The organism is Chryseobacterium sp. 'Rf worker isolate 10', from assembly GCF_050753305.1.
Taxonomy (GTDB): Bacteria; Bacteroidota; Bacteroidia; order Flavobacteriales; family Weeksellaceae; genus Chryseobacterium.
On the sequence record NZ_JBOZOF010000001.1, the window covers coordinates 1,424,997 to 1,438,744 of the forward strand.

The window sequence follows — 13,748 nt, forward strand, 5'->3', positions numbered from 1 at the left end:
TTTTAATGTATTGATAGAACAAAATTGAGAAATAACCCATCAGTATTTATTGTAAAAATTAATGGTAAATTTGTAAAAATCCATTTTTCCATGAAACGAATTGTTAATTTCCACTCTTTTAATGTTTTCAGTATTGAAAAGGAAATCTGGGATGTAGAATATCACAATCATAACTTTTATGAACTGATTATTATCGAAAATGGAAAAGGATTTCATCATCTTAATAATATTACTTTTCCATATAAAAAAGGAGATGTTTTTCTCCTAAGACCCAGCGATGGTCATGAATTTTCGATTAAAAGCAGAACAAAATTCATTTATATAAAATTTACAGAACAATATATCTGGGAAAACCTTTTGTCTAATAAAAAGAATGAACTAAAAAAGGTGGTTCAGCTCCTGATGGAAGATCACTCTTTTGTGTATGAATCGGTGATTAAAAGTAAAACAGATAGAATACACCTGTTACAGCTTGCCCGAATCCTTCTGCATGAATTCAGTCATAAGAGCACGTATAATAAAGAAATAACGACTGATCTTTTTTCTGGAATTATTACCATTCTTATTCGAAATACAATGAACAATGTCACTATTAAAGACTGGGTTATACAGAACGTGAGCAGGATTGAAAAAATCCTGTATTATATGAATGTCAATTCTTTGGATGCAGATAAAATGAAAATTGAAAACCTGGCCAAAGAGTTTATGCTTTCACCAAATTATATCAGTATTTATATCAAAAAGCAAACGGGCTTCTCTGTACAGCAGCATATTATGCAGCATAGAATAAAAACAGCAGAAAAACTGTTACTCCAAAGTCATTACAACATCAGTGAAATTGCTGATAAGCTGGGCTTTAATGACGCCAGTCATTTCAATAAAATATTCAAAAGGTATAAAGAAATGTCTCCTTCCGAATTTAAAAAGAGATCAATAGCAAAGTAATTGGTTAAGAGATATATGGGTTCAGGAATTCAATTTATCTTTTGATACCAATCGCCTTTAATGCACTGGATGTTAAAAAGATATCATCAAAAACAGTAAGAGATTCTACATCAATGAATCCTGAAGGAATCAGATCATTTTTATTAAAAGACAATTCAATGGAAGGGTCGTATGCAGCAACGATTCTCACTTTTGAATATCCATTATAATCTACTTTGAATGCTTCAAACATACAGTTTTGCTCAGCCTTCTGATATTCAGCATATTCTTCAAATCCCGCAATGTCTGTTCTTTTTCCGTCATTATGATCGAGAGATTTCCACTCAAAATAATTTTTAGGCTCTTTCAGAATATTTCCTTTTGAATCTACAGGAACAAACATTCCAAGGGTCAAACGCTTCTTTAAAAAATTGGCATAATTATTCATCAGATTTAAAATCTGAAGATCGGCATATCCTTCGTGTGAATAGTATTCCAGCACGAAAGTGGTCATCGGAATCAGCTTATGAGAAGCATCAGTCGGCATATAGAGTCTTTACTTTTTGGCCGATAAAAATAGTATTTTTATTTACGTTACCCAACGGAAGCAGGTGAATAGGATGGAATTTATACCGATTCTGAATAACAATAACTTTGGAACAAGTCTCCATTTTCAGTATTTTTGAAAGAATAACTATCTCAACCATTATAAACCCATCTGCAAAAAACATAAAATATTTTGCATTACCAATCACAATATGTTGAATAAGATACTATTGGCAGCCGGCATCATTCAGGGCTGCTTTTACAATATTAAGGCTCAGAGTTCTGGAGCACATCCTGTCTATACCTCAGAATGGGGTCACCTTTATCGTGAAAATGGCAATAACAAAGATCTTCTGGGAATATTCTCCACTGAAGCTCCTGTTTATGTTCTGGATTCTACCCAAACACAATATAAAGTACAGGTAAGCAATGGTGATATTGGTTTTATAGACCGCCAGCCTTTGCAAAAATCCATGCGTGGAAAGAAATCCGATGGTGAACCCGCTCAGTATTTCTATAGGGGAATACAAGGATATCAGTGCCCGCATTTCTATGTTCAGGTATCAGAACTTCGGGTAAGAAAAGCTCCTACAACAGAAAGTATGGCCACCCGAAGAGCTCCTTTGAATGAACTGGTATGTATTGATTATGTTCCTTTGTATCAGGATGGCTGGGTATATATTGGTGATCATTTCCATGAAAATCCTGAATATATTCAAATGAAATATCTGGGTGGTGAACTCAATTATGATAAAGTTCTGAAAGAATATCTTGCTGCGAAGAGCAAAAACAAGGAAAAAGAACTGACCCAAGTTGGAAGATTACGTGAAATAGCATGGACTGAAGATAAAAACCTCAAACAGGCCTTAAACTATTGGAAAGAATCTTACAGCAATTCCGGAGTAGAAAACCCAAAAGTAAATATTGACTTTGAACTCCTTCTGGCAGATCAATTTGCCAAAAAGCCATCAACAGAAGTCTATGAGAAAAAACTGAAAGCTTTGAATATGCACTTTGTATGGAAGGAATCCCAACTTTTTGACGGGAAAATCACAGATGCCCAGATGAAACAACTGGAGATGCAGAAAGTCAAAGACATTCCCAATATTCCGGAATGTGGCTGGGAACCTCAATACTTTTATAGAACCGCTAATATCATTGTTGCTTTTGAAGAATATAAAGGAAAGGTCTACGGAAGTATCTACAAAATGTCTTTTACCAATGGAGAAGCTGTGGTTCTAGGAAATGAACTCATGGATTCTAATTATGATGAAAAGAATTTTGTAACCCATTTTGGAGATTTACTTTCTTCACGCTGGATTTCCTCCCCACATGAATATCACATTCAGAATGGGGATGCCGGACTCTTTATTTTTACCTTTAAAGATGGAAAGCTTTTCAGTTATGAATGCATGTTTTATTGTTAGAAAATTTTTATCATTTTGATCAATAGGAGCGGATTTTTTAGCCCGCTGGTTTTTTATTTCCATATTAAAGGCTTCAACCAAAACTTTACAACTATTAAGTTTTGGCTGAAGCCATAGGATTTTATGCATATTATTAAAACGGGCTAAAGCCCGTTCCTATTGAATATAATAACTCCTTGGATATTTTATTGCTTATCTTTTTTTCCTTTTTAATCAATTGTTAACAATAATCTTTCAAATGAATTTATATATCAATGGAGGCAGGTTTTAACCCGCTTAATGTATTATTTGCCATAAAAAGAGCTTTAGCCAAAACTTGAAATATTTTCAAACATCGGTGATTAAATTTTAAAGCTGTATCTTTACCTCACCAAACAAAATATTACAATATGTCATTTATTACACCGGAAGGAGCCAGGAAGGCTCAGCTATCCCTATCCGAAAGGGCACCCGTTGCTCATGCCATTCTCTCCGGGGAGGAGAATATTTCGAAATACAACAGTGGAGTATGTCATGATGTGGTAGCTTATGCATTGTATATGCGTGGCGCCAGAATAAGTCCTACTCAGCTTGCAGAATCAGCAGGACAGAAATGGTTAACACTATTCAATTATCCGGCGGGAGAAAAATGGGATGGATATTCACCTATTCCGGCGGGAAAAGCCATTGGTTTCTACAGACTTATTGATAAAACCTTCTTTCATTCAGCCATAACTACAGGAAGTGGAAATGAAATAAGATCCGTTAATGGATTTTCATTAGGATCTGCATGGTCTGTACCTGTAGATATGAAATGGGTATTAGGCAAAAGAAATTCTGACGGTACCTTCAATTATGACGGAACCAAAATAGAAGTTTACATCTCTTCTTTATAACACCTTATAAAAAGGTAAAAAGGCAGAAAAGCAAATTCGTTTTTCTGCCTTTTTATTTTTATGCATCAGCACATTTCGGGCAGATCCCGCTGATAATAAAATTATATTCCTGTGCGATAAAATGCTCCGGTAAACTGATTTCCGGAATAGCATTTTCAATACACGTTACAGAATGGCATTCCTTGCAGTTGAAATGAACATGATTGTGAAAATGCTGTTCATGGCTGCATTTTCCACTGCACTTTGCAAAATTCACCACTCCGTCGATATTAACGATCTTGTGTATAGCACCTTCGTTTTCAAGCCTTTCCAAAACCCTGTAAATGGTTACTCTATTGCACAGATCTCCCAGCTTCTTCTGAATATCAGAATGGGTAAGGGCTATATCTGAACCATTAATAAGGTTTAAAATTTCAGTTTTGGCATGTGTATTTCTAACCTGTTTCATATTTTAATGCAACAAAGTTGCGTTATTTAATTTTTTATCTCTACTTTTGCAACAAAGTTACGATAAGAAAATTAATCCATACTATTATGAAATCAAAAATTCTTGATGCTGTAGGAATCTCCGCTGCTGTTTTATGCCTGATTCATTGTATTATCTTCCCATTATTACTGATTGTTCCATTGGGAATATCACACAATCCCTATATTGATTTGGCTTTCCTTTGCATTGGAGCCGTTGTCGTATTCAGAATAACAAAAAAAATAGAAAACCGGTGGCTGAAATTTCTATTCTGGATATCCATTGGCCTTATTTCCATTTCTATACTGGCAGATTTCCTGTTTGAAGTACATCTTCCTTTAATTTATGCCGGAGCTGCCGGGTTAATTACTGGTCATATCATCAATTTTAAAAATCATAAACATTAAAAACATGACTAAGAAACTTCCTGTAACGGTACTCAGCGGATTTTTGGGAGCTGGAAAAACTACATTGCTAAATCATATTCTGCATAATAAACAGGGCTTAAAAGTAGCCGTTATTGTGAATGATATGAGTGAAGTCAATATTGATGCCCGCCTTGTTGAAAACCAAAATACTCTTTCAAGAACAGAAGAAAAACTGGTGGAAATGAGTAACGGATGTATTTGCTGTACACTCCGTGAAGATCTGATGGTGGAAGTAGAACGTTTGGCGAATGAAAACCGTTTTGATTATCTTCTTATCGAAAGCACGGGAATCAGTGAACCCATTCCTGTTGCTCAGACCTTTACATATATTGATGAAGAAAGTGGAATAGATCTTTCCCGTTTCAGTTATGTAGATACCATGGTAACCGTAGTTGACTGTTTCAATTTTAGGAAAGATTTTGGTTCTAATGAATTGTTAATGGATCGTGATCTTACTGATATGGAAGGAGATTACAGAACAATTGTCAATCTTCTGACGGATCAGATCGAATTTGCCAATGTGATTATTTTAAACAAAACAGACCTTATCAATACTGAAACGCTTGGTTTTTTAACAGCTGCTATAAAGAAATTGAATCCGGAGGCTATGCTTTTACATTCAGAGTTTGGAAAAATAGAACCTCAAAAGATTTTAAATACACAGCTTTTTGATTTTGATAAAGCCCAGTCTTCAGCGGGCTGGCAAAAGGAATTACAATCTGAACATCACATCCCGGAAACTGAAGAATATGGAATAAGCTCATTGGTTTTCAGAGATAAAAAGCCTTTCCATCCTATGAGACTTTGGGAATATCTGAATCATCATTATCCCGAAGGAGCCATCAGAGCTAAAGGTTTGTTCTGGCTGGCTTCAAGACCTAATGATGCGTTGAATTTTTCTCAGGCAGGAGGTTCTTTCCGTCTTGAAAAAGCAGGAGTTTGGTGGAGTAGTATGCCTATGAATCACAGGGTGCAATATTCTTCATTTACAGAAAATCAAAAGTTTATAGAAAGCAGATGGGATAAAAACTGGGGTGACAGAATTAATGAGCTTGTGTTTATCGGACAGAATCTGGACAAAAATCAAATGTTATCTGACCTTCAGGACTGTCTTATTAATGATAAAGAAAAAGACATGTTTGATCAAAAACTAACTTTTGAAGATCCGTTTCCAGAGAATATTTAAAATTAACCTTTAATTAATGCAACTAAGTTTCAATAGAAAACTAAATACAATACCTTACAGCATTATTTTAAAAACAATATGGACAGAAGAAAATTTCTAAAAGGCTCAGCACTACTTTCAGGCTTATTGACCTTATCACCATCTGATCTCTGGAGCTTCGGGAAGAACACCGAACTGCATCAGAAAGGAAAAGCCAAGAACATCATCTTCATGGTAAGTGACGGGATGAGCCTTGGGACACTTTCAATGGCAGATTTATATTCACGGAATATTTTGGGAAAAGGAAGCAACTGGATGAATCTGTATCATGACAAAAAGGTAACCCGTGCTTTGATGGACACTGCTTCAGCTAGCTCAATTGTAACAGATTCAGCTGCCGCAAGTTCAGCTTTCGGAGGAGGAATAAGAGTAAAAAACGGAACCCTGAACATAGGAGTCAACGGAGAAAAGCATCTACCTATATGGCAGAAATATAAAAAAGCGGGTAAGAAGGCAGGTTGCGTAACAACAGTTACAATTACTCATGCTACGCCCGCAGGTTTTTGTGTCAATTCTTCGAAGAGAAATGCTGAACCTCAAATTGCTGAAATGTATGCTGAAATGGAACTGGATGTACTTTTAGGAGGTGGCGACGAGTTTTTTAACCCTGCTAAAAGAGAAGATAAAAAAGATCTTTATTCCACCTACCGCCAGAAAGGTTACCGGATTCTAAAATCACAAACCGATCTGAAAGAAACCAGAAAAGGAGAGAAGCTGTTAGGAATATTCAGTACAGGAGCATTGCCTTATAGTATTGACAGAACCCATCTTCCGGAATTCAAAAATACACCGACTCTTGCTGAAATGGCCAATACAGCTATCAATCAAATGAAAGATCATCCTGAGGGGTTTGTTCTTCAGGTAGAGGCTGGGAAAGTAGACTGGTCTGCCCACGCCAATGATGTAGCAGCTCTTATTCACGATCAGCTGGCATTTGATGAAGCCGTAAAAACCGTTATGGATTTTGCCGAAAAAGACGGAAACACTTTAGTGATTATCACTACAGACCATGGAAACGCCAATCCGGGAACAATTTACGGAACTGATGCAACCAAGAATTTTAACAGTATTTCAGACTACAAATACACCAATGAATATATTCTGAATAAGATTCATAAAGAATATTCAGCAAAAGATATCAAAGACTGGATTTATGAAAGCAATAAGATGGTTCTGAATGATGATGAAGCCAAACATCTTCTGAGTTTTTACAACGGTCTTGAGAAAGAAGAGGGATTGTATAATTATAAGAAACTTCCTTTTAAACTTTACTCGGAAATTCAGAAAAGCAGGAACTCTGTAGGATGGATCAGTATGGATCATTCCGGAGATTATGTGGAAGTGGCAGCATATGGTCCAGGAAATGAACTTTTGCAGCCTTTTATTAAAAATACAGATTTGCATGATTTAATGCTTAAAGCCTGTACAATATAAACATTCATATTTTTTCATATTTAATTATTTGGGAGATGCGAGGCGGATTGATTGTGTCCGCCTTGTTTTTTGTATATAAAACAAGCTCCCATATAAATTACATTTTAAGTATTTTTACTTATTTCACATTAAGTAGAAATACTATTGTGGTATTCTGTCAATTGAAGTAACTTTATAGTACCATCAATAAAAAAAACAACCTTAAAAACAGTACTATGAACCATGTAAAATACAGAGTGGGGAAATGGCTGCCTTCAGACAGAAAGTTCCTCAATACCTGGCTGGAAAAAAAAGTAAAGCAGGCCCAAAACAGCAGACTTCCAATGAATCCTGCCGTTGCAGATCTCAGGGCTGCAATCTATAATGATCCTGTTTTATATATGAGCTTTACCAGCATGTATGATGAGATCCCACAAGGATATAATGAGCCTGTAAAAAACTTCGAAACTATGCTCCTTATTATCAATCAGGTTTTACAGGAAGCTCCTTGCTACAGTGTAATAGAAGATAATATAGGACTTGTAGGATTTCCTATTAATGCTATTGTAGACTGGGCTATGGGAACACAGGCAGGATATTTAACATTTCTCCATCCTGAAGTTAACCAAAAACTAAGCGTTATTTTAGGAGAATGGAAAACTTTTCTGGAATCTCCGGCATCACAATATGTACTCGTGGATGGTCCTGTAAACCAGCCACAACCTGATTATACCAATCCTTTAGGCTGGTTTTCGCCACAAGCCCTGGAAGCAATTGCCGCCATGGATCCTTTAAGAGGAAAAGGGAATAATCCTGAAGATCCTTTGCAGAATTTCATTTATAATTATCAGTGCCAACCTAATGAACCTTATTTTGGGTTCAAAAGCTGGGATGATTTTTTCACCCGTCAGTTCAATCCAGGAGTAAGAGAAGTAAGTGAGGAAGACAAAGATCCGTCAGTTATTGTTAACGCCTGCGAATCGGCTCCTTATAATTGTGTTACCAATGCTCAGATGAGAGATAAATTCTGGATGAAAGGGCAGCCTTATTCTTTGTTGGATATCATGAACCATCATGAACTGGCTCAGAAATTTGGCGACAACAGTACCGTTTACCAGGCATTTCTTTGTGCTAAAACCTATCATCGATGGAACAGTCCGGTAGATGGCACTATTGTAGCCATTGAGAACGTTCCGGGAACCTATTACGCTGAAGCCCCTATTGAAGGTTATGATCCTTCTGGTCCTAATGATTCTCAGGGGTATATCACAGAACTGGCTGCACGCGCATTGATTTTTATCCAGTCCGATAATGATAAAATAGGATTGATGTGCTTTGTTGCTGTTGGAATGGCTGAAGTATCCAGCTGTGAAATTACTGTAAAAGAAGGGGATCATGTCAAAAAAGGAGACCCTATAGGTACCTTCCATTTTGGTGGATCTACCCACTGTCTTATTTTCAGACCTGAGGTCAGTATTAATTTTGACTTCCATGGGCAAACTCCTTGTTTGAATACTTACAACATTCCTTTGAAAGCAAGAATTGGAGTCGTCACTAATTAGATCATACGTCAGAATCATATTTATCAATCATAGAAACAGAAAATAATCTTCTGCTTCTATCATTTTTTTATAGAGTTGTAAAGCAATAAACTTTTTAACAGTTCTATCCTCAAAATAGATGAGGGACTTTACAATCAAACAATTAAAACATTGATTATAAAGCAAATAAAAATACCTATGTGAAATTTAATCAAATGATTAAATTATTTGATTAAATAATGAATTTTGTTTATATCTTTGTAAGAGAAAATAGTAGGAATGAAAAAAATAGATACCAGTACAGAGGAAAAAATCAAAGAAGCAGCCCGTATTGTTTTTTATAAAAAAGGGTTTGCAGCGACACGAACCCGGGATATTGCAGAAGAAGCGGGAATTAATCTGGCACTGCTCAACTATTATTTCAGAAGCAAAGCAAAGCTTTTTGAGATGATTATGATAGAAACCATGGCTGGATTTTTTCAGAACTTAATGATGGTGCTCAATGATAAAAATACCAGTATTGATGAGAAAGTGGAGGAAGTAGTAGGAAAATATATTGACATTATCATCAAAGAGCCTGAAATTCCGACCTTTATTATTAGTGAACTTCGTAATAATCCTAATCTGCTTTTACAAAAGATACCTCTAAAAGAAGTAATAGAAACCTCTGAGTTTTTAAAGCAACATCAGGAAGCTGTAAAGAATGGAAGCATTAAGGAACCCAATCCTTTACATTTTCTGATCAATATCCTCGGACTTACCGTATTTCCTTTTATTGCCAAACCTATGCTCCTGGGAAGCAGTAAATTAAATGATAAAGAATTTGAAAAGATGATGCTTGAGCGTAAAAAACTTATTCCTATGTGGATAAAAGCCGCCATGTCAGCAGGATAATTTTTTTATCCTGAATTTAATCAAATGATTAAAACCCATGAATAATAAAGACAAAATTGATTTTAACTTAAATATCAATTCTTATGTGTAAAAAATTTCATATCTCTATTATAGTTTTTTTGAGTTTAGGTGCTGTTATTCCTCTGAAAGCTCAGTCCAGATCCTTAACACTTGAAGAATGCTATCTCCTTGCAAAAGAAAACTATCCCGAAATCAAAAAATTAGGAATTATAGCGAAAACTGCAGAGTATACAATAGACAATGCCAATAAAGGCTATCTGCCCAAAATTTCATTTTCCGGGCAGGCTACTTATCAATCCCAAACCGTTAGCTTTTCTGATGCTTTAAGTACTCTTCCTATAAGCACATCACTTCCGTCATTAAGTAAAGACCAGTATAAAATTCAGGGAGAAGTAGACCAGTTATTATATGACGGAGGTATTATACATAATCAAAAAGAGCTTACAAAAGCCAATAATGAACTGCAGACTCAGAATATTGAAGTTTCCTTATATACATTGAAACAGAGAATCAATGCTTTATTTTTCTCAATTCTTTTAACCAATGCCCAGCTCAGACAGAATGAAATAAAAAAAGCAAACCTGCAGACACAGGTACAGAAGGCTGAAGCAGCTTTGCAATACGGAACCGCTTACCGCAGTAATGTAGACGAATTGAAAGCAGAAGTTGTGAATACAGATATGGCCAATACAGAGTATATATCCAATCGTAGTGCCTATCTGAAAATGCTCAGTATCTTCATTGGCAAAGAGATTTCCGATTCTTCAGTATTGCAATCTCCGGAACCTGAACTTTTGTCTTCAGAGATCAACAGACCGGAGCTGAAAGGTTTCGATCTTCAAAAATCGGTTTATACATTACAGGAAGAGCAGCTCAAATCTGATCTTATGCCTAAGGTAAGCGCCTTCTTTCAAGGAGCATATGGAAGACCTACTCTCAATATTATCGAAAATAAATTCGGGCCATGGTTTATTACCGGAGTAAGGTTCAGCTGGTCCTTAGAAAGTTTATATACCTCGTCCAATAAAAAACAAATCCTGGAGCTGAACAGAAAAGCTACAGACACCAATAAAGAAACATTTTTGATCAATACCAGAATGGATCTGGCTCAACAAGAAGAAAATATTAAAAAATATAACCATCTGCTGGAACAGGACAGATCTGTAATTGACCTTCGTCATTCCGTCACCCAATCAGCAGAAGCACAGCTGGCAAATGGAGTGATTACTACTCATGAATATATCCAGAAACTCAATACAGAACATCTGGCTAATCAGACCATGATTCTTCATCAGATTCAACTGTTACAGGCAAAATACAATCAGAAATTTATTTCCGGAAATTAATAATCCTCGAATCCTATGAAAAAAGTTATCATCATACTAAGTGCTTTTATTCTGTTAAGCGCATGTACACCTAAAGACGATTTTGACGCTTCAGGAAACTTTGAAGCAGATGAAGTTATTGTTTCTGCCCAGCAAAACGGGGAATTAATTTCTTATTCCATACAGGAAGGGAATCAGCTTAAAGCAGGAGCGCAAGTAGGGCAGATTGATGTTACAATTGCCCAACTTCAAAAAGCACAGGCTGAAGCCAGCATTGACGCTTTACAGCAAAAAACAAGCAACACCAATGAGCAGGATTTGTTGGTGAAAAAACAGCTGGCCGTGCAGGAAGCACAGCTGGATCAACAGCTCCATGAACGCACGCGTACAGCAAACCTTGTAAAAGCAGATGCAGCAACCCGGAAGCAGTTAGATGATATTGATGCAGCCATTGTACAGCTTAAAAAGCAGATCGCCGTTACCCGACAGCAGCTTTCTGTCAATAACTCCAACAACAGTACTCAAAACAGAAGCATTTTAAGCGAAAAAGCACCGCTTGAAAAAACAGCGGCACAATTCCAGGAACAGGTTAATAAAGGAAGAATCATCAATCCTATTCAGGGAACTGTATTGGTAAACTATGCGCTGAAAGGAGAAATGCAGACAATTGGAAAACCATTGTATAAGATAGCAGATATCAGCACTCTTGACCTCAGAGCTTACATTACCGGAACCCAACTACCACAGGTAAAGCTTGGACAGAAAGTAAAAGTAAGAATAGATCAGGGAGAAAAAGGATTTAAAGAATATCCGGGAACCATTACATGGATTTCAGACAAGTCAGAATTTTCTCCAAAAACCATCCAGACTAAAGACGAAAGAGCCAATCTTGTCTATGCCCTCAAAATAAGGGTAAAAAATGACGGCTACTTAAAGATAGGAATGTATGGGGAAACATTATTTTAAGAATTAAATAACATCCATCAGAACATGTTTTCCATTACCGTAAAAAATATAATCAAAACCTACAACGGCGTAAAAGCAGTTGATGATGTTTCTTTTGATGTAAAGAAAGGAGAGCTTTTTGGCCTCATCGGACCTGATGGAGCCGGAAAAACATCCTTGTTCCGGATTCTGACGACTCTTTTACTGGCAGACAGCGGATCGGCAGCAGTGGAAGGCCATGACGTAGTAAAAGAATATCAGACCATCAGAAATAAAGTAGGGTATATGCCTGGGAAATTCTCCCTTTATCAGGATCTTACCGTTGATGAAAATCTGAAATTCTTTGCAGCTATTTTTGAAACCAGTATTGAAGAAAATTATAATCTGATCAAAGATATTTATGAGCAGATCAAACCATTCAGCAAACGGCGGGCGGGAAAGCTTTCGGGGGGAATGAAACAAAAATTAGCACTATGCTGTGCTCTAATCCATAAACCGGAGGTATTATTCCTTGATGAACCCACAACCGGAGTGGATGTTGTTTCCAGAAAAGAATTCTGGGATATGCTGGCTAAGCTGAAAGAGCAGAATATTACCATCCTGGTATCAACTCCTTATATGGATGAGGCAAGGCTTTGTGACCGTATTGCTTTGATGCAGAACGGAAAAATAATGTCTGTAGATCAACCCGAAAATATTGTCAACAGTTTTCCCAAATTACTTTTTGCTGTTAAGAGTAAAAATATTTACCCGCTTCTGGAAGCTCTTCGTACAGATAAAGATGTTGAAAGCTGCTATGCATTTGGAGAATACCTGCACCTTACATTAAACGAAGATGGAAAACTACAAGCTGTAATAGATATAGCCAGCAGATATCATCCCGAACATTTGGAAATTTTGGAAATAACACCCACTATTGAAGACAGCTTTATCCGGTTGATGCATGAACAAAAAGAAGTAAATCATGGAAAATAAAGCGATTATATGCAGAGATCTCACCAAACAGTTTGGAGACTTTAAAGCTGTTGATGCTATTTCATTCGATGTAGATCAGGGAGAAATATTTGGTTTTCTTGGTGCTAACGGAGCGGGAAAAACTACTGCAATGCGAATCTTGTGCGGATTATCATATCCTACATCAGGAACAGCATCAGTAGCTGGATTTAATGTTTATAAACAACAGGAACAGATCAAAAAAAATATTGGCTACATGAGCCAGAAATTCTCTCTGTATGATAACCTTACCATTCTGGAAAATATTGAGTTTTATGGTGGTGTATATGGCGTATCCCGTAAAGATATAAAGACAAGAAGTACTGAACTGGTTTCTACATTAGGTTTGGAAAACGAAGCTAAAAAACTGGTAGGATCCCTGCCATTAGGATGGAAACAAAAACTGGCATTCTCTGTAGCCGTCTTTCACAGACCTAAAATTGTATTTCTTGATGAGCCAACGGGAGGTGTGGATCCTATTACCAGGAGACAGTTCTGGGATATGATTTATCAGGCCGCAGCAGATGGAATTACCGTGTTTGTAACGACTCACTATATGGATGAAGCAGAATACTGCAATCGGATCTCTGTCATGGTAGATGGAAGAGTAGAAGCTATGGATACTCCTTCTAATCTTAAAAAAAAGTTTAATACCCATTCAATGGATGATGTATTTTATGAACTGGCCAGAGGAGCCAAAAGATCAGGAGATTAAAAACAGGACT

At 36.5% G+C, this 13,748-nt stretch carries 14 protein-coding genes; 12 read left to right on the forward strand and 2 right to left on the reverse strand.

Annotated elements, in window-relative coordinates:
• Window positions 1-90 precede the first annotated feature (90 nt).
• Window positions 91-945 (forward strand): AraC family transcriptional regulator, encoded by an 855-nt coding sequence (locus tag LKL37_RS06345; protein WP_431609730.1) that lies wholly within the window; start codon window positions 91-93, stop codon window positions 943-945.
• A gap of 34 nt (window positions 946-979) precedes the next feature.
• Here the strand turns inward: LKL37_RS06345 and LKL37_RS06350 are convergent, their stop codons facing one another.
• Window positions 980-1,471 (reverse strand): hypothetical protein, encoded by a 492-nt coding sequence (locus LKL37_RS06350; protein WP_431609731.1) that lies wholly within the window; start codon window positions 1,469-1,471, stop codon window positions 980-982.
• 211 nt (window positions 1,472-1,682) lie between these two features.
• Between LKL37_RS06350 and LKL37_RS06355 the strand changes: the two genes are divergently transcribed.
• Together LKL37_RS06355 and LKL37_RS06360 are read left to right on the forward strand one after the other, a co-directional pair.
• Window positions 1,683-2,897, forward strand: coding sequence for a hypothetical protein (locus tag LKL37_RS06355; protein ID WP_431609732.1), 1,215 nt, complete (start codon window positions 1,683-1,685; stop codon window positions 2,895-2,897).
• A gap of 389 nt (window positions 2,898-3,286) precedes the next feature.
• Window positions 3,287-3,772: a hypothetical protein gene (locus LKL37_RS06360; protein WP_431609733.1), complete on the forward strand. Its 486-nt coding sequence runs from the start codon at window positions 3,287-3,289 to the stop codon at window positions 3,770-3,772.
• A 58-nt stretch (window positions 3,773-3,830) separates the two neighbouring features.
• Here LKL37_RS06360 and LKL37_RS06365 read toward each other — a convergent pair whose 3' ends face one another.
• Entirely contained in the window at window positions 3,831-4,220 is a 390-nt protein-coding gene (locus LKL37_RS06365) for a Fur family transcriptional regulator (RefSeq protein ID WP_105702748.1), read from the reverse strand.
• An 86-nt stretch (window positions 4,221-4,306) separates the two neighbouring features.
• Here LKL37_RS06365 and LKL37_RS06370 point away from each other — a divergent pair, with 86 nt between their 5' ends.
• From LKL37_RS06370 to LKL37_RS06410, 9 genes are all read left to right on the forward strand, one after another.
• Window positions 4,307-4,645 (forward strand): MerC domain-containing protein, encoded by a 339-nt coding sequence (locus LKL37_RS06370; RefSeq protein ID WP_431609734.1) that lies wholly within the window; start codon window positions 4,307-4,309, stop codon window positions 4,643-4,645.
• Window positions 4,646-4,649: 4 nt separating this feature from the next.
• Window positions 4,650-5,852, forward strand: coding sequence for a GTP-binding protein (locus LKL37_RS06375; protein WP_431609735.1), 1,203 nt, complete (start codon window positions 4,650-4,652; stop codon window positions 5,850-5,852).
• A 78-nt stretch (window positions 5,853-5,930) separates the two neighbouring features.
• Window positions 5,931-7,325: an alkaline phosphatase gene (locus LKL37_RS06380; RefSeq protein ID WP_431609736.1), complete on the forward strand. Its 1,395-nt coding sequence runs from the start codon at window positions 5,931-5,933 to the stop codon at window positions 7,323-7,325.
• A 215-nt stretch (window positions 7,326-7,540) separates the two neighbouring features.
• A complete protein-coding gene (locus tag LKL37_RS06385) occupies window positions 7,541-8,866 on the forward strand; it encodes a phosphatidylserine decarboxylase family protein (RefSeq protein WP_431609737.1) in 1,326 nt (441 codons plus the stop codon).
• A gap of 258 nt (window positions 8,867-9,124) precedes the next feature.
• A complete protein-coding gene (locus tag LKL37_RS06390; protein ID WP_431609738.1) occupies window positions 9,125-9,739 on the forward strand; it encodes a TetR/AcrR family transcriptional regulator in 615 nt (204 codons plus the stop codon).
• 83 nt (window positions 9,740-9,822) lie between these two features.
• Entirely contained in the window at window positions 9,823-11,106 is a 1,284-nt protein-coding gene (locus LKL37_RS06395) for a TolC family protein (protein ID WP_431609739.1), read from the forward strand.
• Window positions 11,107-11,121: 15 nt separating this feature from the next.
• Window positions 11,122-12,051, forward strand: coding sequence for an HlyD family secretion protein (locus tag LKL37_RS06400; protein WP_431609740.1), 930 nt, complete (start codon window positions 11,122-11,124; stop codon window positions 12,049-12,051).
• 24 nt (window positions 12,052-12,075) lie between these two features.
• Complete coding sequence (locus tag LKL37_RS06405; protein ID WP_431609741.1) at window positions 12,076-13,005, forward strand: ABC transporter ATP-binding protein; 930 nt, start codon at window positions 12,076-12,078, stop codon at window positions 13,003-13,005.
• Window positions 12,995-13,738 carry an ABC transporter ATP-binding protein gene (locus tag LKL37_RS06410; RefSeq protein WP_431609742.1) on the forward strand — a complete coding sequence of 248 codons (744 nt, stop codon included), beginning with the start codon at window positions 12,995-12,997 and terminating at the stop codon, window positions 13,736-13,738. Before LKL37_RS06405 ends, LKL37_RS06410 begins: the two co-directional genes overlap by 11 nt.
• Window positions 13,739-13,748 lie beyond the last annotated feature (10 nt).